General features: G+C 62.0%; 14 protein-coding genes and 1 pseudogene. 2 read left to right on the plus strand and 13 right to left on the minus strand.

Annotated elements, in window-relative coordinates:
* Nucleotides 1-148: 148 nt before the first annotated feature.
* The 12 genes from H1204_RS25110 to H1204_RS25165 all read right to left on the minus strand — a co-directional run bounded on the left by H1204_RS25110 (nucleotide 149) and on the right by H1204_RS25165 (nucleotide 14,942).
* On the minus strand, nucleotides 149-1,402 hold the full coding sequence (locus H1204_RS25110) for an LssY C-terminal domain-containing protein (RefSeq protein ID WP_180731245.1): 1,254 nt from the start codon (nucleotides 1,400-1,402) through the stop codon (nucleotides 149-151).
* Nucleotides 1,399-2,688, minus strand: coding sequence for an LssY C-terminal domain-containing protein (locus H1204_RS25115; protein ID WP_180731246.1), 1,290 nt, complete (start codon nucleotides 2,686-2,688; stop codon nucleotides 1,399-1,401). The genes H1204_RS25110 and H1204_RS25115 overlap by 4 nt, the downstream gene beginning before the upstream one ends.
* A gap of 544 nt (nucleotides 2,689-3,232) precedes the next feature.
* Nucleotides 3,233-4,615: a protein kinase gene (locus H1204_RS25120; protein ID WP_274608214.1), complete on the minus strand. Its 1,383-nt coding sequence runs from the start codon at nucleotides 4,613-4,615 to the stop codon at nucleotides 3,233-3,235.
* Nucleotides 4,616-4,822: 207 nt separating this feature from the next.
* The gene (locus H1204_RS25125) at nucleotides 4,823-5,185 is read right to left on the minus strand and encodes a translation initiation factor Sui1 (protein ID WP_180731247.1); all 363 of its coding nucleotides are present in this window, start codon (nucleotides 5,183-5,185) and stop codon (nucleotides 4,823-4,825) included.
* Nucleotides 5,186-5,470: 285 nt separating this feature from the next.
* Nucleotides 5,471-5,887, minus strand: a complete 417-nt coding sequence (locus tag H1204_RS25130; protein ID WP_180731248.1) for a universal stress protein — start codon at nucleotides 5,885-5,887, stop codon at nucleotides 5,471-5,473.
* Nucleotides 5,888-6,064: 177 nt separating this feature from the next.
* Nucleotides 6,065-6,763, minus strand: a complete 699-nt coding sequence (locus H1204_RS25135) for a response regulator (protein ID WP_180731249.1) — start codon at nucleotides 6,761-6,763, stop codon at nucleotides 6,065-6,067.
* 8 nt (nucleotides 6,764-6,771) lie between these two features.
* Nucleotides 6,772-9,579, minus strand: coding sequence for a sensor histidine kinase KdpD (locus H1204_RS25140; RefSeq protein ID WP_180731250.1), 2,808 nt, complete (start codon nucleotides 9,577-9,579; stop codon nucleotides 6,772-6,774).
* A gap of 77 nt (nucleotides 9,580-9,656) precedes the next feature.
* Complete coding sequence (gene kdpC, locus H1204_RS25145; RefSeq protein WP_180731251.1) at nucleotides 9,657-10,238, minus strand: potassium-transporting ATPase subunit KdpC; 582 nt, start codon at nucleotides 10,236-10,238, stop codon at nucleotides 9,657-9,659.
* An 85-nt stretch (nucleotides 10,239-10,323) separates the two neighbouring features.
* Nucleotides 10,324-12,471, minus strand: coding sequence for a potassium-transporting ATPase subunit KdpB (kdpB, locus tag H1204_RS25150; protein WP_180731252.1), 2,148 nt, complete (start codon nucleotides 12,469-12,471; stop codon nucleotides 10,324-10,326).
* A gap of 13 nt (nucleotides 12,472-12,484) precedes the next feature.
* A complete protein-coding gene (gene kdpA / locus H1204_RS25155; protein ID WP_180731253.1) occupies nucleotides 12,485-14,293 on the minus strand; it encodes a potassium-transporting ATPase subunit KdpA in 1,809 nt (602 codons plus the stop codon).
* Nucleotides 14,290-14,385 carry a potassium-transporting ATPase subunit F gene (locus H1204_RS25160; RefSeq protein WP_198001226.1) on the minus strand — a complete coding sequence of 32 codons (96 nt, stop codon included), beginning with the start codon at nucleotides 14,383-14,385 and terminating at the stop codon, nucleotides 14,290-14,292. Before H1204_RS25160 ends, kdpA begins: the two co-directional genes overlap by 4 nt.
* Before the next feature lie 263 nt (nucleotides 14,386-14,648).
* Nucleotides 14,649-14,942, minus strand: a complete 294-nt coding sequence (locus H1204_RS25165) for a hypothetical protein (RefSeq protein ID WP_243468667.1) — start codon at nucleotides 14,940-14,942, stop codon at nucleotides 14,649-14,651.
* A gap of 469 nt (nucleotides 14,943-15,411) precedes the next feature.
* Here H1204_RS25165 and H1204_RS25170 point away from each other — a divergent pair, with 469 nt between their 5' ends.
* Both H1204_RS25170 and H1204_RS25175 read left to right on the plus strand, forming a co-directional pair.
* Entirely contained in the window at nucleotides 15,412-17,385 is a 1,974-nt protein-coding gene (locus tag H1204_RS25170) for an APC family permease (RefSeq protein WP_180731255.1), read from the plus strand.
* Nucleotides 17,375-18,088 carry a transglutaminase N-terminal domain-containing protein gene (locus H1204_RS25175; RefSeq protein ID WP_180731256.1) on the plus strand — a complete coding sequence of 238 codons (714 nt, stop codon included), beginning with the start codon at nucleotides 17,375-17,377 and terminating at the stop codon, nucleotides 18,086-18,088. Before H1204_RS25170 ends, H1204_RS25175 begins: the two co-directional genes overlap by 11 nt.
* Nucleotides 18,089-18,111: 23 nt before the next feature.
* Here H1204_RS25175 and H1204_RS25180 read toward each other — a convergent pair.
* Nucleotides 18,112-18,524: pseudogene (locus tag H1204_RS25180) on the minus strand (potassium channel family protein).
* Nucleotides 18,525-18,831: the final 307 nt, after the last annotated feature.

Below are 18,831 nucleotides of genomic sequence, written 5' to 3' on the forward strand. Positions count from 1 at the left end.
GACAGATAATACTAATAATGCTAAGGCTAGGCATCGCATCTCGCCCTCTATCGCCGCCTATTTGATAGAAGATTAGATAGCCGACCAAGACAAGTAAAGCGTGCAAACCTGCCGTCCTGATAACACGAGCGACGGCGTCCGGTTCGGGTCACTGACGTGCATCGCCGGTTGCTCCAGGTTGACGGGTATCCGGCTCGTCCAGATAGGGCACCCAGTCGAGAAACTCCACATCCGACAGGCTGCGCGGCCGGGTCGCGAAGAACACGACCGCGCGCAATCCGTCCGTATGGTAGGTCGCGCCATCGAGCGTTGTACGGGGATGGGCAGCCGATGCCACGCCAACACCGTTCACGTATCCGAGCTTGTCAAGACCACCCGAGTACATCAGGTCCTGGGTGAGAAAGTTGCGTGCCTCGTCAACGTTCTCGTGCGGGGTGAGCTGCGTTTCGCCGCGTGGCGCAAAGCGCCCGCCGACAGGGCGGCCAACTTCCGCGACGTAGACCAGTTGCCCCTGGAAGCGGATCGGGGCGAGCCATCCCCGTATCCACGTCGCAGGCGCGCCCGCCTGCGCCTGCTTGCGCATGACAAAGTCCGGCTCCCGCCCGAAGACCCGCTGCGCGAGGTCGGACTCGCGCGCGTCACGCCGATAGTCTCGCCGCACCAACGCCGCCCCGATGTCGGTGAGCTGGCCGATCCCAACGGCGTTCAGGGGGTCGGCCTGAACCGTCCCGCTCGCGTCGGTGGCGCAGCATGGCAACCGTTCGAGTGCAGCACGCAGTGACGCGAGGTCCTGGTAGTCCGTGATCGCGGTTTCGGGGAACGGGAAAGGGATCTGCGCGAGCTGCGGATCCACCGTGCCGCCGGGTACGCGCAGAAAAAGCGAGAAGGGAATCAGCGTCTGGTTTCCCAACAGATCGACATTGACGAGCTTGATGCCCTGATCGGGGTTGGTGAACAGGATGCCCGACCGTGTCGCGCCCGGTGGGATCGGGTTGCTGAATCCGAGGTCGTGGAAATAATCGTCCATGCGCGTATTGGTTGCACCGCCAAACGGTGTATGCATGGACCATGCTACTTCGTGAGGAGAAAAGTAGTCCGGGTCCGTACCCGAGCGCAACAGCCACAGCGCCTGCGATGTCCCGTTCTGCACTTCGAGCCATAGCGGCTGGACTCCCGTCCTGTTGACGTCGGCGCCATACATCAGCTTGCTGTCTTCACTGCCGAGCACCGTTGCACTCACGCGCACGTTGTGACTGGTGGCACTGACCTCACGCTGACGCAGCGGCCCATCGTCGGCCTCAGGCGGGGCATCCCATGTCGCACAGCTGGCCAGCGCAAGCGCGAGGCAGAGCGCGTGCCCCGCATGGAGCAGTGCACGATGCAAGGTCTGCAAAATCCTCATGGCTTCGCTCCGGGACTGACGTGCATGACCCTGTGCGGCGTGATCCATGGAAAGACCTCGATGTCCGACAGCGACCTCGGCGTGCGGTCGAAGACCAGGACGACGCGATAGCCATCGGTGTAATACGGATCGGTCGTCAGGTTCTCGCGTGGCGCGCTTTCCAGCGCGGCACCCACGCCCGTCACGAGACCCATCTTCATGAGAGTCTGCGAATACGCCATGTCCTCGGTCAGCGCGGTGCGTGCTTCATCCACGTCCGGGTCGATCTTGTGTGTGGTGAACGTTGACGAGTGCCAGGTCAGACGGATACCGATATCGCGGCTGATCTGTCCTACCCAGACGGGTTTGTCGTGGTAACGCATGTTGCTGAGCCACAGGCGCATATGGTTACGCTGGTGGATGTCGCCCCGCGCCTTTTGCAAGGCGAGGTCCTGTGCGCGCCCGAAGAGGTAAAGGTCGCTCACGGGTGCGTTGACATACGGTTCGCCGGACAGTGCCGCGCTGATCATCCGGCTGATCGCGCCGGACCATTTCTGCTCCGTGAGGCTCCAGCCCCGCCGGACAAGTGCGGGGAAGGCGTCGTCGAGGCTGCCGACGATCACCAGGTTGAGCGGGTCGCCATTCTTCGAGCCGTCCTCGTTTGTCGCGCAGCATGGCAGAGCTTCGAGCGCTGCGCGGAAATTCGCGTCATCCGTGTAGTTCACGGTGGGCTCTTGCGGATCGACAATGCGTTTGAATACCTGGCTGCGCTTGTAGTCGGCCTCAAACCCGGGTACGGCTACGAAAACGGAAAACGTCCGGGCGCGCTCCTTTGCGACGAGGTCAATCTGTACGAGCTTCGCACCTTCGTTGAGATTGGTCAGGACAAAACCCGCGACTTTCTCTCCTGGACGGACGGGGTTATGAAAAGCGAGATCACGGAAGCGGCGGTCGAGGTCGGCCCGCTGGTCGTGTGAAGCAGTGCCAGCAAACGCCTCGGCCGCCTCCGACGCAGGAAAGAAGTTCGGATCCATGCCGGGCGACAGGAGAAAGTAGTTGCGGTCCTCGCGGTTTTCGACCTCGATCCAGACGGGCTGGATTTTCCTGTCGGCAAGCGGGACACCGTACACCGCTGCGCTTTCCTCTGGCGACAGCACGGCGGTCGAAACCTGGATGCCGCCCTCGGCGCGTGTCATGGCGCGATTCCGGTATCCGGGTACGGAAGCCGTTGACGAGACTGCGGTACAGCCCGCCAGTACACAGCTGACGAAGATGACGGCCAGCATCTGCATCACGATGCGGTTCATCAAGACACCTCTTCGCGGGGATCCCGGGGTGCAGTGGTATCGATGGGACGATCGCGCGCCTCCTGATGTCACAGGCAAACAGGCCTTTCGCAGCGCGCGCACAGAAATGCGCCAAATCTACGGTCCAGTTTAGTTGATTGGGGGCCGCACCAGCCATGTTTCGCCTGACGTCACGCGAGTCTCACTGACAGATGAAACGTCAGTAATCTGCGCCCATGAAAGGCCGAATCCTGCCCCGAAAGAGACCCACGAGTGTCCGTCGAAGTGAAAGCATGAAAGACTGCAACTGCCCGGACACGGTCCCACGCCGGGCCGCGGACACGATACCCCCAGCGTGGCAACGCACGTCCGACGCGATCGCGTCAACGACGAAGAGACGACCTGCAAAGCATCAGGGACAATGCGTCTCGCCGGCAACAAGCAAATGCCGATTCAGAATGGCTGTGGCCTGCATTGCACTCGTTCATCGAGCGGCTTCCCCGTATGTTCGCGTCGTCGAACGACGATTACTGAAGGTCGCGACGGACTCGCACGCTGAATTCCCTCATGGCCGGATGGGCCCGTTATCCGACAATCGCAGCGCCGCCTGCTCCGCTAAAACGCTCAACGCAGACAGCCGCTCGACAATCTCATCGAAGGAAGGCCGCATCTCGACGCGCTCGCGGAAACAGTCTTCGATCAGCCCATCGAACCCGGTAGCGAGGTCATCGGCCTCTCCGGCCAAACGTTGCGCGAGTTCTTCAAGGAGGCAGCCAAACGCGCGCACCTCAATCCGCTGGAGCGCCAGCGCCATTGCGCGATCATCGATATCGTGGCGCGACGCCGCGCCGAAGTCGCCGAGCAATACGTGCCCTGCGCCGTCATGCAGGATGTTGTGCGCGTAGAGATCACCATGCATGATCCCGCGCCGATGCAGATGCTGCGCCGCCGATGCGATTCCGCGCGCGATATGCAACGCAACCGGCTTGTCGAACCGTACTTCGTCCGCATAGACGTCTCGTGTACAGGAGTCGAGGCTCGGAGGCCCCGCGAGATTGCCGAACGACGGATGGATCAACTTCATCACGAGGCCGTGCTCGTCGAGCGGATGCCCCGTGATCTTGCCAAGCACCGGGATGAGATTCGGGTGCTGGCCGGCTTGCAGGCAGGCGGACATTTCGAGCTCCGGCAAACCGTCGCTCGTCACCGCGCCCTTGAAAAGCTTGACGGCGACCGCCTCGACGGGATGCCCGTCGCTCAGGAGACGCGTCGCGCGATGCGTCACGCCGGATGCCCCTTCCCCGAGCGTTTGTCCAAGCGCGAGCGTATGCCAGTCGATTTCCGGCACCGGCGCATCGGCGAGCGCCACCTGCTCGCGCGCTGCGTTCAGCGGATTGCCTGCGTAGGCGAGCCACGCGAGCCGCGGCAGGCGCAACAGCCAGTCGGGCAAGGCGTCGAGCCGGTTCGCCGAAATGCGCAGCAGTTCGAGGCGGCTGCAAGCGGCCATCGTCTCGGGCAGCGACCGCAGCCGGTTGCCGGCAAGCATCAGCTTCTGCAGATTCGGACGCTCGCCGATTTCCGCAGGCAGCGTTTCGATATCGTTATCGGTCAGGATGAGCCAGCGCAATTGGGGCGGCAGCGCGCGCCCCGAAACGTGCCGGATGCGATTCGCCTTGAAGCCGACCATGCTCAGCGATTCGCAATCGCCGAGCACGGCCGGCAACTCGGTGAACTGGTTATCCGAGGCGAACAGGATGCGCAGGTGGCGCAGCTTCGCCAGATCATCCGGCAGCGATGTGAGCGCATTGCCCGACAGGTCGAGCACCTCCAGGGTGTCGGCGAGATCGAAGATTTCGCGTGGCATGTCGGTCAACCCGCAAGCGAGCTTGATCTGTCGTGCACCGGCGAGTTGCCCGTCACGCAGTTCTTCGAGGGTAGCAGTCTTCACATGTAGATTGAATCGGAGAATGGCAAGGAGGTCGCAAGCGCCGGCGCGCAATGCGGCCAGTGGAGCATCGGTTGGTCACCGGTCTTTATCCGGCCTCTATTCTATCGGGCGAACCGCACGATCAGGCATCCGCACTCCGCCAGAGAATGACCGGTTGTGGCCGCACGCGCTCCATCAAACTCTTCGTGTCGCCGCTCATTAAAGCAACTAGTCCCCGGCCCGCTTCGCGCTGTGGCCGTCCTTTCTGAGCGCTTCGATGATCCGCTCGCAATGATCACCCTGTACTTCAATCACGCCATCCTTGACCGTTCCACCAGAACCGCAGGCCGTGCGCAACTGCTTGCCTAGCAACGCCAGGGCAAGAGGATCGAGCGCCAGTCCTTTAACGATGGTCACGCTTTTCCCGCCCCGGCCCTTGGTCACATGAGTCACTCGTACCACGCCATCACCTACCGGCTGCGTCCTGGCAACCGCCTTGCACACACATTCCGCGAGCACCTGTCTGCATTCGGGACACATCCGCCCGCCATCGGTGGAGTAGACAAGGCCACCTTTTGAACCACTCTTCATGATTGGCTTACTCAAGGAATAATCGGGACGAGTTTAGCAGGGGCGCATTCCGCTGGGCGTGTCAAACAATGCGACGGGAGCGTGCGATTGCGATTGGAAATTCACTATTCCGGCAGATCTTGAATAAACGCTACGACAAGCTGTTGTTCCAGAAATCGTCGACCGTCACGGCGAAGCCCCCGACGGAAGATCTTGTTGTGTCAGCGTGCTTGAGTAGTGCATTTCACGTTGAAGTTGTGGAAGGTCCATCCGTCGTGAGGCCCGACGGCTGCGGTACCTCGCCCGTCAATGCAGCACCGTGATGGGCGTGGGACTCAGGCGCCACAATTTCGCTAGCATGCCCCATCTTCGGAAGAAGCCGAGACTGCTTGCGTCGAGCACGACGACATCAGCGCGGTTCGTCGCGGCATACGCGGCAATGGTCTTTTCAGGGGGGCCAAAAACACGCTTCCACGTATAGGGCACGCCGGCATCATCGAGTACCGCGCAAGTCCGGATCAGAGCATCGCGCATCGACAGCTTCTCACGCCGTCGCAATGTCGAGCGCGACTGAAACGCGACCGTGCGCCCCTCTCCCACTTCTTCCAGCACCTCGATCAGTTCGACCTGCGCCACGCATTTTTCGGCAAAGAGAAACGCTGCGTGGCGCGCAGCTTCAAGTGCGCCCGTCTGGCAAAGCACTGGAATGAGCAGCCTCAACATCTTCAACCTCGACAAGATGATAATCCCCTGCTATCCATTGCAGCACGCAGCACGTCAAGACACCGAAAAGCTTTGGACCACGGGCATAAAAATGCCGTCAAAATCCAGCGGCGTCAGGTTCCCGCCGCGTACGTCGACATTGGACAACAATCGCCTGGGGCGTTGGCGGCCTGTCGACTACCTGACGCCCACAAGCCGATACCCCACCCCTAGCTCGGTGACGATATAGACGGGTTGCGCCGGATCACGCTCCAGCTTCTGACGCAGATGTCCCATGTAGATGCGCAGATAGTGCGCGTTCTCCGCATGCGCAGGTCCCCAGACTTCCTGCAGCAATTGCCGGTGCGTCAACACGCGGCCGGCGTGATGCGCCAGCGCTGAAAGCAGCCTGTACTCGATCGGCGTGAGATGGATCGTGTGGCCGTCGCGTTCCACCAGCCGTGCATCGAAGTCGACCAGCACCTCGCCGAAGGAAATCTTCGACGTTTCGCGCGTGACGCCGCCACGCTGACGACGCAACTGCGCGTGGATACGCGCAATCAGTTCAGGCGCGCCAAACGGCTTGGTCAGGTAGTCGTCGGCCCCAGCATTGAGCGCGCCAACCTTGTCTTCTTCACGGGTACGCGCCGAGAGAACGATCACAGGTACAGCGGACCAGTCCCTCAACACACGGATCACCTCGATCCCGTCGATGTCCGGCAGCCCGAGGTCGACGATCACCAGGTCGGGCCGGGAACTGGCCGCCATCGCGAGGCCCTCGCGCCCCGTCCCGGCTTCGACAACGCGCATGCCCTCACCTTCCAGCGATGCGTGCACAAAGCGCCGAATGAGTTTTTCGTCTTCAATCAGGACGATGGTAACGGTGGGCTCTGCCATGACCTGTGCTATGCACGCTCCTGCGACGTGTTCGCAGGCAGCGCAGCCGCCACTGCCGCGCTCGCCGGCTCTGGCTGCTCGCCTTCGACGGGCGGGTTGTCGTCTGCGGGCAGCACGAACCAGAATGTCGCGCCCAGCACATGCCCATTCGGGTCCGTCCTGTTCGACGCGCCGATCCGGCCTCCGTGCGCCTCGACAATCGCACGGCAGATCGCAAGACCCAGCCCGATCCCTGGCTTGGCCGACTCCTTTTCTCCGCGGGTGAACTTGTCGAACACACGCGCTTCCATCCCAGTCGGCAAACCCGGACCACTATCGGAGACCTCGACCCGCACGTATCGATGCGCCTCTTCCTGCAACACGGATGCATCGATACTCAACGGCGTACCAGCGGGCGTATATTTGGCCGCGTTCTCGAGCAGGTTCGCGAAGAGCCGCTCCACCAGAACGGCGTCGAGTTGCACGAGCGGGAGGTCGGGCGGCACGCGTGCCTGAACCTCGCGATCCCCGAGGATGCGCCTGCAGCCGGCCAGCGCAGAGCCGACTACCTCTTCGATCGACGACCACTGCCGGTTCAGCCGCATGCTGCCTTCCTGCAGACGCGCCATGTCGAGCAGATTCACGACCAGTCCATTCATCCTCAGCGCCTCGTCCCGGATCGCCTCCGCGAGTTCCAGCGCCTTCGGGCCGCCCGACACAGCGGCGCCCTGTTCGGCAAGCACCGATGCGAAACCCACAATCGCGGTAAGCGGCGTGCGCAAGTCGTGGGAAATCGCAGACAGCAGCGAATTGCGCAGACGCTCCGATTCCATGCTGACGAGCGCATCCTGCGCGATCTCGACGTAGTGCACCCGTTCGAGCGCAAGCGCGATCTGCGCGACGAACGTATCCAGCATGCGACGCTGCTCTGGCACCGCAAACTCCTCCATCCGTGCGGACACCAGCGCGATCACACCGCGTGTGCGCATCGGCGCCTTGAGCGGCAAGTACAGCGCCGATGCGGCCGGCAGCGTGTCCGTCCCATGACCGGCGGCCTTCTGCTGGTCATAGACCCATTGGGCAATATCGCGATCGAGATCGGCGTCGTTGAGCGTGATCGCTGGATCGGGATTTTCGACCTTGGGCCGCACCTTCTCCGCGCTGTCCGGCAGCAGAATGGCCATGCGCGCCTGGAACACGTCGCTCACATGGCGTGTGCCGATCTCGATGATCTGGTCGGTCATCAGCGCACCACCCAGTTCGCGCGTCATCGCGAACATCGCACCTGTGCGGCGTTCTCGCAGCGTCGCAAGGTGTGCCTGACGCTTTAGGCTCGCCGTCAGGTGGCTGATCGTCAGCGACGTCATCAGCATCACCGCAAATGTGAGCAGATATTGCGTATCCGAGACCGAGAACGACATGCGCGGTGGCACGAAAAAGAAGTCGAAGGCCGCCACGCCGAGAAACGAAAACATCACGCCCGGCCCTCGCCCCAGGCGCGCAGCCGTGAAGACGGCGCCGAGCAGATACAGCATCACGAGATTGGTCAGCGCGATGTGGCTGAGCAGCACGCTTGAGATTGCCGTAATGACCGCGCAGATCGCGACTGCATAGGCGTAAGAAGCGGGCGGCGAGCCACGCGCTTCTGTGCCTGTGCCAGCAAACCCGCGCATGGCATCGTGCCGTTCGGCGGCTTCGCGCACCGCGCCGGAATTGACCAGCGTGACATCGATATCGCGAGCCGACCACACCATTTGCTGCGCGACAGACGGATTGAGGCGCGCGCGCCACCCGCTCACAGAAGACGCGCCCACCACGAGCTTCGATACGTTGCGCATGCGCGCATAGGCGATGATGGTCTGCGCGGCGTCGTCGCCTTGCAGCGTCACGGTCTCCGCACCTAGTTCGGATGCCAGCTTGAGTGCGTCCAGCGTGCGCTTGCGAATCGAATCAGGCAGCCGCGCAAGCTTCGGTGTCTCGACATAGACGGCAAGCCAGTCCGCTTTCTGGCTTGACGCGAGGCGCGCTGCCGCGCGCACGAGGTTGCTGCTCTCCGGGCCGGCGCCAACGCAGACGATGATGCGTTCGCGCGCCTGCCAGATCCGCTCGATCGACTGGTCGGCACGGTACTCGCGCATCTGCGCATCGACGCGGTCGGCCGTGCGGCGCAACGCCAGCTCGCGCAGCGCGATCAGATTGCCCTTGCGGAAAAAGTTGCGCACGGCATGTTCCGCCTGCTTCGGCATATAGACCTTGCCGTCGCGCAGGCGGTCGAGCAGTTCTTCCGGCGGCAGGTCGACCAGCGTCACCTCGTCGGCGAGATCGAATACGCGGTCAGGGACGGTTTCCCACACGCGGATGCCCGTTATCTGTCCGACCACGTCGTTCAGGCTCTCGAGATGCTGGACGTTGACCGTGGTGTAAACGTCGATGCCGGCATCCAGCAGTTCCTGAACATCCTGCCAACGCTTCACATGCCGGGAACCCTGGACGTTCGAATGCGCAAGCTCGTCGACGAGAATCAGTTGCGGCTTGCGCGCGAGCGCGGCATCGAGATCGAACTCGGCGAGCAGCCGCCCGCGATATTCGATCCGTGCCGGCGCAATGACCTCCAGGCCTTCGATCAGTGCGAGCGTCTCCTTGCGTCCATGCGTTTCGACGATCCCTACCGCGACGTCGACGCCTTCTTCCTTGCGGCGCCTCGCGGCCTGCAGCATCGCAAACGTCTTGCCGACTCCGGCCGATGCGCCAAAGAAGATCTTGAGCCGGCCACGCTGGCTTTTTTCTTCGTCGCGCTGGATCCTGTCGAGCAGTTCGTCGGGATCGGGTCGGTTCATCGCGCGTCTCCCCTGCGATTTATCCCGTCATTGCAGCCGTGCTGCACGCGTGGAATGCGTGCGACCCTCCGTGAAACTCAGTGCATCGGCTTGACGTCGTCGAGCGCGAGATTGAGCTTCAGTACATTCACGCGACGCTCGCCCAATATGCCGAGCTGCCGCCCCGACGTGTTCTGCGCGATCAACCCGTCGACCTGCTCGCGGGACAGGCCGCGCGCCTTGGCGACGCGTGCTGCCTGATACGCTGCCGCTGCCGGCGTGATCTCCGGATCAAGACCACTGCCCGACGACGTGACGAGATCGACGGGCACGGGCGCAGTATTCGCCGGGTCCGCGTCGTGCAGCGCGGCGAGACGCCCTTTGACCTCGTCGGCGAGCGCCGGGTTCGTCGGGCCGAGATTCGAGCCGCTCGAGCCTTGCGCGTTATAGGGGTTCGGCGTCGTGGCCGACAGCCGTCCCCAGAAGTAGTACGGCGCATCGAACTGCTGCCCGATGATTTCCGAGCCCACAGCCTTGCCGCCCGTCTCGATGAGACTGCCGTTCGCCTGATGTGAAAACACCGCCTGGCCAACAGCCGTCACGACGGCGGGATAAACGATGCCCGTGACCACCGTCAATGCGACAAACAGCACCAGCACGGGTCGCAATGCGTTCTTCATGATCGTTGACTCACAAAGCCATATCGGTTGAGAAAGGCCGGACGGGCTATACGCAACGCCCATCCGGCAAGGTCGCACGGGTCAATCATGACCAGCCCATCGCGTTGATGAACATGTCGATCAGCTTGATGAACGGGAACGGCAACAGAATGCCGCCCAGCCCGTAGATCAGCAGATTGCGGCGCAATAGCGAAGCAGCACCGAGCGGGCGATACTTCACACCCTTCAATGCCAGCGGGATCAGCGCCACGATGATCAGCGCGTTGAAGATCACGGCCGAAAGGATCGCCGACGATGGCGACGTGAGGTGCATCACGTCGAGCACGCGCAACTGCGGATAGGTCGTCGCGAACGCGGCCGGAATGATCGCGAAATACTTGGCGACGTCATTCGCAATCGAGAACGTCGTCAACGATCCGCGCGTCATCAGCATCTGCTTGCCGATCTCGACGATCTCGATCAGCTTGGTCGGATTCGAATCGAGGTCGACCATGTTGCCCGCTTCCTTTGCTGCCTGCGTGCCCGTGTTCATCGCCACGGCGACGTCGGCCTGCGCGAGCGCGGGCGCATCGTTGGTGCCGTCGCCCGTCATCGCAACAAGGCGGCCTTCGGCCTGGTGCGAGCGGATCGTCGTCAGCTTCGCTTCCGGGGTAGCTTCGGCGAGGAAATCGTCGACACCTGCCTCGGCTGCAATCGCGGCTGCCGTCAGACGGTTGTCGCCCGTCACCATTACGGTCTTGATGCCCATCTTGCGCAGTTCGGCAAAACGTTCCTTGATGCCGCCCTTGACGATGTCCTTCAGTTCGATCACGCCCAGAACACGCGCGGCGCCGCTTTCGTCGTCATGGCCGCCAGCTTTCTCGGCCACCACCAGCGGCGTGCTGCCGCGGCGCGCGACATCGTCGACCGCTTTCTGGACTTCCTGAGGGAAGCGCCCACGATGATCTTCGACGTACTTGCGCACCGCGTCGGCAGCGCCCTTGCGGATCTCGCGGTTTGGCAGATCGACGCCGCTCATCCGCGTCTGCGCGGTAAAGCCGAGGAACGTCGCGTGCAGCGACGCCATGTCGCGCTCACGGATATTGAAACGCTGCTTCGCAAGCACGACGATGCTGCGCCCTTCGGGCGTCTCGTCGGCGAGCGAAGCGAGCTGGGCCGCATCGGCAAGGTCATGCTCTGACACGTCCGGAGCGGGAACGAAGGCGGACGCCTGCCGGTTGCCGAGCGTGATCGTACCCGTCTTGTCCAGCAGCAACACATCGACGTCGCCCGCTGCCTCGACGGCGCGGCCCGACGTTGCGATCACGTTCGCCTGCATCATCCGGCTCATGCCCGCCACGCCGATGGCGGACAGCAGCCCGCCAATCGTCGTGGGAATCAGGCACACGAGCAACGCGACAAGCGCCGTGATCGTCACCACATGGCCCGCCTTCATCGCGTCGACGGCGAAGATCGAAAACGGCAGCAGGGTCGCCGTCGCGAACAGCAGCACGAGCGTCAGCGCGACAAGCAGAATGGTCAACGCGATCTCGTTCGGGGTCTTCTGACGCTTCGCGCCTTCGACCATCGCGATCATCCGGTCGAGAAACGCCTCGCCGGGGTTGACGCTCACGCGCACGACGATCCAGTCCGACAGCACACGCGTGCCGCCCGTCACCGACGAAAAATCGCCGCCCGATTCGCGGATCACAGGCGCGGATTCGCCCGTAATCGCCGATTCGTCGACGGACGCGACGCCTTCGATCACGTCGCCGTCAGCGGGAATGACGTCACCCGATTCGACCAGCACGACATCGCCCTTGCGCAGATCCGTCGACGTCGTGATCCGGATGGGCGCCTTCGGATGCGGCTCGTTGAGCTTCTTCGCCATCACGTTGTGCTTGGCGCTGCGCAGAGACGCAGCCTGCGCTTTCGAACGGCCTTCCGCGAGCGCCTCTGCGAAGTTCGCGAACAGCACGGTGAACCACAGCCATAGCGCAATGGCGAGAATGAAGCCGGCGGGCGCTTCCGCCTGGCCGGCAAGCGCGGCAAGCCACAGGATCGTCGTCAGGATGCTGCCGATATAGACGCAGAACATCACCGGGTTGCGCAACTGCGTGCGAGGCGCGAACTTCCTGAACGAATCGATGATCGCCGGTTTGACCAGCGCGGGATCGAACATCGAACGCGCCGCCGTGCGTGCCTGTCCGAGATTGTCCGGACGGTGGGCAGGCGGTTGTCTGGCAGTAGTCATGCTTACCTCGAAATCAGTGACCGGCGATCATCAGCAGATGTTCGACGACGGGACCGAGCGCGAGCGCGGGCACATAGGTGAGCGCGCCGACGAGCACCAGTGTGCCGAGCAGCAATACAACGAAGAGCGGCCCATGTGTCGGCAAGGTGCCGGAGGTCGCGGCGATGCGCTTCTTGTTCGCCAGCGAGCCGGCAATGGCGAGCACGGGGACGATCGTGCCGAAACGGCCGAACCACATCGCGATGCCAAGCAGCGAGTTATAGAACGGCGTATTCACCGAGAGCCCTGCAAACGCACTGCCGTTGTTGTTGGCGGCAGAGCTGAACGCGTACAGGATCTCGGAGAAGCCATGCGGCCCAGGGTTCGCGATGCCGCCAGTACCCAGCGGCGACAGCACGCCGATCGACGTGCCGACCAGCACGAGAAACGGCGTCAGGAGGATCGCGACCGACACCATCTTCATTTCGAACGATTCGATCTTCTTGCCGACGTACTCGGGCGTCCTGCCAATCATCAGCCCGGCAACAAACACGGCAAGCAGCGCGAACACCAGCATCCCGTAGAGGCCCGAGCCGACGCCGCCGAAGATCACTTCACCAAGCTGGATCAGCAGCAGCGGCACGAAGCCGCCCATCGGCGTCAGCGAATCGTGCATGTTGTTCACCGCGCCGCACGATGCAGCCGTCGTCGCGACCGTGAAGATGCCCGACTGCGCGATGCCGAAGCGCACTTCCTTGCCCTCCGCATTGCCGCCCGCCTGAAGCGCGGATGCGCTCTGGTCGACGTGCAGCGACGTGAAGAGCGGATTGCCCCCCTGCTCCGCCGAAATCTCGCCGACCACGGCAACCGTGAAGGCGATCGTCATCGCCGCGAGTATGGCGTAGCCCTGCCGACGGTCGCCGACCATGCGCCCAAACACCACGCATAAGGCAGCGGGAATGATCAGCATCGACACCATCTGGACAAAGTTCGACAGCGGCGTCGGGTTCTCGTACGGATGCGCGGAGTTCGCATTGAAGAAGCCGCCGCCGTTCGTGCCGAGCATCTTGATCGCTTCCTGCGATGCAACGGGGCCCATCGCGAGCGTCTGCTTGTCGGCCTTGACGTCCTGCATGACAGGATTGCCCTTCGCGTCCTTGACTGCGTTGCCTTGCGCGTCGGTCTTCGGCACCTGATACGTGGTCACCTGGAGCGTCGGCACGTCCTGATAGGATCTGAAGTTCTGGATTGCGCCCTGGCTGATGAACAGCAGCGATACCACGATCGCAAGCGGTGCGAGCACATAGAGCGTGATGCGCGTCAGGTCGATCCAGAAGTTACCGATCGTTTGCGTGGTGTGGCGAGCAAAACCGCGAATCAACGCAACGACGACGGCAATGCCCGTCGCCGCCGACAGGAAGTTCTGCACCGTCAGGCCCATCATCTGCGTCAGATAGCTGACCGTCTGCTCCGGGGAATAATCCTGCCAGTTCGTGTTGGTCACGAAGCTGACGGCTGTGTTGAACGCCGCGTCCGGCGTCATCGGACCGAACGATTGCGGGTTCGCCGGCAGCCACTGCTGCAGCCGCAGGAAGCCATAGACGGCAAGCGCGCCGAGTGCGTTGAACAGCAGCACGGCAAGCGCATAGTGCTTCCATGACATTTCTGCTTCCGGGTCGACACCTGCGAGGCGATACAGCAGATGTTCGACCGGCCGGCCGACCTTGCGCACGACGACGGACGAGCCGTCGAGCACAGCCGTCATATAGCGTCCAAGCGGGATGGCGAGGCCAATCAGGACGACGATATAGAAGGCCGTCTGAAAGAGGTTGTTGGCGTTCATTCCAGATCCTCCGCACGCAGTAGCGCGTACACGAGGTAGGCGAGCAGGAGCAGCGTGGCGGCGCTCGCCAGCCACATCATCCAGGCGATCATGGACGGCCTCCCGGTGCGCGGTTTCGCAGCTTGTCGCAACCCACTGTGAGCGCGACACAGAGCGCCCAGAAAGCCGCGATTCCAAGGAAATAGAACAGGTCCATTGGCAAGGTCTCCCGTGACGGATGGGGACGGCTTGAACGGTAGACCAGAATGAGTAAACGCCTTGCCAAGAGTGAGGCGGCGGGCGTAAAAAAGGTGTAAACGCGGTGGATAAGGCACCCGCGTTGCGCCGCGCTTTGTCGTGCAGCGCGGCGGTGCGGCTAGCGCAAGGCGGCGGAATTCAGTTCAACGTGCAAGATGACGAGCCAGCGTTTGGGACAATCGGCGGCGATCTGCAGGCCATCGCGGCTCTCGCCTTCCGCGCGAACATAACCGTTGGTCTGCGCGAGTGCAAATGCACGGCGCGCATCGGACTGGAGCCATAGCGTCAGCAGTCCGCACGTCAAGCAACTGAATAGTGTCACTGCCTGATTGTCCAGACCGAGATCCAGCGTCTGCGCCAGGTATTCGAAGATGTTCGTCAGGAACAGGTTCACTGCGATCGCGATGAACATGACCTTGCTCATTCCCCTGAAAAACATTGCTGCCTTGGTGCGGGTCATTGCTTTCCTCTGGCTTCTCCGATCCCGCGAAGTGTAGGGTTCGTCATTGAAGCGCCGCAAGAAAAAATGTCGTAAAGAGCGGCAGACAGACGCTCCCGTTTGCAGCGCCACACGGTTAAGGACAACTTCGACTCCACTCGACGGGCGGCCGCATATCGAAAAGACAACATAAGCGAGTCGTAAGCGTTTTGACATGCCGTGACCGTCTGGCGCTACCTGGGTAACGCCGACTGGCGCATGAGGTCAAGGTGACCTAAATTTCTCCCCACGAACGTCATCCGACAGCAGGCGGACTCCGTTGGCGCTTCGCTTTCCCACGACGCGCAGCGCTGCAACTCATACGCTCACGTCAACGGCGCTGCCACAGGTCCATGCTTCGTGCTCCGCCGTGAACGGCTGCTCCGATGAAACGGGAGGCTCGATGGCTACCCTGAACAAGATGTGGCGGCTGATTGTCGGCAAGCCGCTCGATCCACTCGACCCCGGCACCCGTCATGCGATCGCCGTCACGCCGCTGCTTGCGTGGGTCGGACTCGGAGCAGATGGGTTGTCCTCTTCCTGTTACGGGCCTGAAGAAGCGTTCCTTGCATTGGGACAACACACGCCGCTTGCGCTATTCCTCGCTATCGCCACGGCGGCGACGGTTTTCATCATTGCGCTGGGTTACAACCAGGTGATCGAACTGTTCCCGACGGGCGGCGGTGGTTATCGCGTTGCCACCGCCCTGCTCGGCCCGCGACCGGGTCTCGTATCGGGCGCGGCGCTGCTCGTCGACTATGTGCTGACGGTGGCGACATCGCTCGCTAGCGGCGTCGACGCATTCTTCAGCCTGTTGCCCGTCGGCGCGCAGGAACTCAAGCTCTCGACCGAGCTCATACTGATCGTCCTGATGACGGGCCTGAATTTTCGCGGCATGCGCGAATCGATTCTCGTACTGCTGCCGATTTTCCTTGGCTTCGTCGTGCTGCATCTGGGGTTGATCGTCTACGGCGTCGCCGCGCACGGCAGCAATCTCGCCTCGGTCGTTCCGAGCGCGGTCGGCGAGGCGCATGGCATGTCGCACACGCTGGGTCCCCTCGTCGTTGCGGCACTGCTGATGCGGGCGTTCTCGCTCGGCGGCGGTACGTACACCGGGCTCGAAGCCGTATCGAACAACGTCAACATGCTGGCCGAGCCGCGCGTGCCGAACGGCAAGGTCACGATGTTCTATATGTCGACGTCGCTGGCGTTCACGGCGGGAGGCATCATCCTGCTCTACATGCTTTGGCATGCAACGCCCGTCGAAGGACAGACATTGAACGCCGTTGTATTCGGCAGCGTGATCGATCACCTCGGGCTGGGTTCATCGTTCGCACGGCACGCGCTGCTCGCCGCCGTGCTGGCATTCGAAGCGGGACTGTTGCTGGTGGGCGCGCAAACCGGGTTCCTCGATGGTCCTGCCGTGCTGTCGAACATGGCGTCCGATTCGTGGGTGCCACGTCACTTCCGCGATCTGTCCACACGGCTCGTGAGGCAGAACGGCATCGTCGTGATGGGTGTCGCGAGCCTCGCGATCCTGTTCTGGACACACGGCAACGTAGACGTTCTCGTCGTGCTGTACAGCATCAACGTGTTCCTGACATTCAGTCTGTCGCTGCTTGGCTTGTGCGTGTACTGGTGGAAACATCGCGCCGACGGAAGCCATTGGATAAGGCACTTCGCGTTTTCCGCGCTCGGTCTTTCCGTCACGAGTACGGTTCTCGTCATTACGCTGATCGAGAAATTCGCGGCGGGCGGATGGCTGACGGTGCTGGTGACAAGCGCCGTCGTCGCGCTGTGTGTGCTGATCAAACGTCACTACAGCGATACGCGCGCCCAGATCGCAAAAGAGGACGCATTGTTCGCGGGTGCTACGCCTGAAGTCGATGCCGATAGCGCGTCAGCCAAACCCGACCCGTCGTTGCCCACCGCGATCCTGCTTGTCGGCAAGCACCGCGGCGCAAGCATGCATGCGTTGTTGTGGGTGAACCGGCTGTTCCCCGGACATTTCAGGAACATCATCTTTCTCGCCGTCGGCGAAGTGGATGCGCAAAGTTATGAAGGTGTGGAGCATCTGGAGAAACTGCGGCAGACGATCACTTCGTCGCTCGACTACTACGTCGCGCATTGCCGCCGGCATGGCATCGCCGCCGATTACCGGATTGCCTTCGGCACGCATCCGATCGGCGAGTTCATGAAGCTTGCCGAAACGACGATGGATGAGTTTCCAAATAGCGTCTGCTTCGCCAGCAAGTTGATCTTCAAGCGGGTCAACTTCCTCACGGCGTGGCTTCATAATCAGACGCCCGTCGAAATACAGACGCGCCTTCATTTGCAGGGCCGCCAAATGGTGTTGCTGCCGATGAATGTCGGGTAGAACATCAGGCATTCGTCGCACACGCGAACGCCTGGTCAGGTCTCGCGGCCAGTCTGCGCAGTTCGGCCGGATCGCTCGCCGACGCCACGAGCCCGCCACAACCTATCGCTACAACAAGCCTGTGGAGTTCTCCCCGCACCGTGTAATGTTCCGGCCGCGGGCCGCGCACGACATCCGCGTGCTGTCGGCTACGCTGGCGGTGTCGCCGCACAGCACAAAGTACTGGATGCAGAACGTGTTTTCCAATTCAGTCGCGATCGTCGAACCACAGGTGTCGGCCGACGCGCTGGATCTCCGCGCGCGCTTCGTGATCGAGCATTCCGGTGTCAGGAATCTGGAGTTGCCAGTGGCGCCCGAAGCCGGGAACTACGCGTTCCAGTACAACGACGAGGATCGCCTCGACCTTGCACCCTTCCTGCTCCGCAATATCCAGAGGATCAGCCAGTTCCCACAAACGGGACCGTTGAACTACTACTCACAGTGTTCGACCAGGACGTACACAACTGCGAAATGCGAGACCGTACACTGCGCCCTGCGGCCGCGTACTGCACGAAAACGCGCGGGGCGCCGCAGAAGCCTCGTGTCCACTCGGAATGAAACTGCTGGCTTCTCGGTCGATGCGCACAAGAATTTACAGGCCCCATACGTCGTTCGCCTGGCGCTATGCGGACACCACCTGGCATGGGCTTGCTTTCGCGGCTAGTCCTGCTGCAACCGGGCATGATGCTACTTAATCACATCCATGACCGCAGCCGTCATCACCGAGGTTGAGACTCCAAACATAAGGATGCCATTGGCAGCTTCGATTGGGCCAAGCATGCGCCATTGCTTGGACATGACAATGTCGCCGTAGCCCAGCGTGATGAAGTTGACCGCGGAGTGATACAGAGCAGTGGCGAAATCGGAAAACTCGCTAAGAACATGAACAACGCAGCCCAGATTGCCATTTGGGCGAAATTGCAGAGCAACGTCAGCAGCATCACAGTTATCAATAGCAGGACGTCCACCCATAACAAGTCCTGATTCTTAACGTTGCGCCGGAAGCGCGCGTACCGGCGCAGGCAGATGGCTACCACTATGCCTTGCAGCAGCAGGCACAGGACCATGGCCGGAGCGGCGGCCAGTACATTGTGTAGCATGTTTGACTCCGTCTTCAGGGGGAGCGCGCAGGCACAAAAGGCGCCGCATTCGGGACGCCGCAAGTTCAAAACTTGCTGCCCCGACCCATCATAGGACACGTTGCGTCAGCCGCACCCAGCGATGTCCCGCTCGAAACGTTGGGCCTGCCGAACGGGCGTTTACTGAGCGAAGCAGTCGTCCGAATGTCTGAGTGCGGGTACAGACGAACGGCTGCTTTTGGCCGATTTTTCACGTTGATCTTTGCAGGGAATTGCCGTCCGAACGCTACATGCGACAAATGACCGGTCTGAGTGATCGAAAGTCGAC

The sequence above is a fragment of the Paraburkholderia sp. PGU19 genome (assembly GCF_013426915.1).
In the GTDB taxonomy this organism is placed as follows: Bacteria; Pseudomonadota; Gammaproteobacteria; order Burkholderiales; family Burkholderiaceae; genus Paraburkholderia.

Excerpts from the sequence above, each read along its gene's own strand:
- H1204_RS25110 (WP_180731245.1), bottom strand. The coding sequence starts at position 1,402 with ATGAGGATTTTGCAGACCTTGCATCGTGCACTGCTCCATGCGGGGCAC.
- H1204_RS25115 (WP_180731246.1), bottom strand. The coding sequence starts at position 2,688 with ATGAACCGCATCGTGATGCAGATGCTGGCCGTCATCTTCGTCAGCTGT.
- H1204_RS25125 (WP_180731247.1), bottom strand. The coding sequence starts at position 5,185 with ATGAAGAGTGGTTCAAAAGGTGGCCTTGTCTACTCCACCGATGGCGGG.
- H1204_RS25130 (WP_180731248.1), bottom strand. The coding sequence starts at position 5,887 with ATGTTGAGGCTGCTCATTCCAGTGCTTTGCCAGACGGGCGCACTTGAA.
- H1204_RS25135 (WP_180731249.1), bottom strand. The coding sequence starts at position 6,763 with ATGGCAGAGCCCACCGTTACCATCGTCCTGATTGAAGACGAAAAACTC.
- H1204_RS25140 (WP_180731250.1), bottom strand. The coding sequence starts at position 9,579 with ATGAACCGACCCGATCCCGACGAACTGCTCGACAGGATCCAGCGCGAC.
- kdpC (WP_180731251.1), bottom strand. The coding sequence starts at position 10,238 with ATGAAGAACGCATTGCGACCCGTGCTGGTGCTGTTTGTCGCATTGACG.
- kdpB (WP_180731252.1), bottom strand. The coding sequence starts at position 12,471 with ATGACTACTGCCAGACAACCGCCTGCCCACCGTCCGGACAATCTCGGA.
- kdpA (WP_180731253.1), bottom strand. The coding sequence starts at position 14,293 with ATGAACGCCAACAACCTCTTTCAGACGGCCTTCTATATCGTCGTCCTG.
- H1204_RS25160 (WP_198001226.1), bottom strand. The coding sequence starts at position 14,385 with ATGATCGCCTGGATGATGTGGCTGGCGAGCGCCGCCACGCTGCTCCTG.
- H1204_RS25165 (WP_243468667.1), bottom strand. The coding sequence starts at position 14,942 with ATGTTCATCGCGATCGCAGTGAACCTGTTCCTGACGAACATCTTCGAA.
- H1204_RS25170 (WP_180731255.1), top strand. The coding sequence starts at position 15,412 with ATGGCTACCCTGAACAAGATGTGGCGGCTGATTGTCGGCAAGCCGCTC.
- H1204_RS25175 (WP_180731256.1), top strand. The coding sequence starts at position 17,375 with ATGTCGGGTAGAACATCAGGCATTCGTCGCACACGCGAACGCCTGGTC.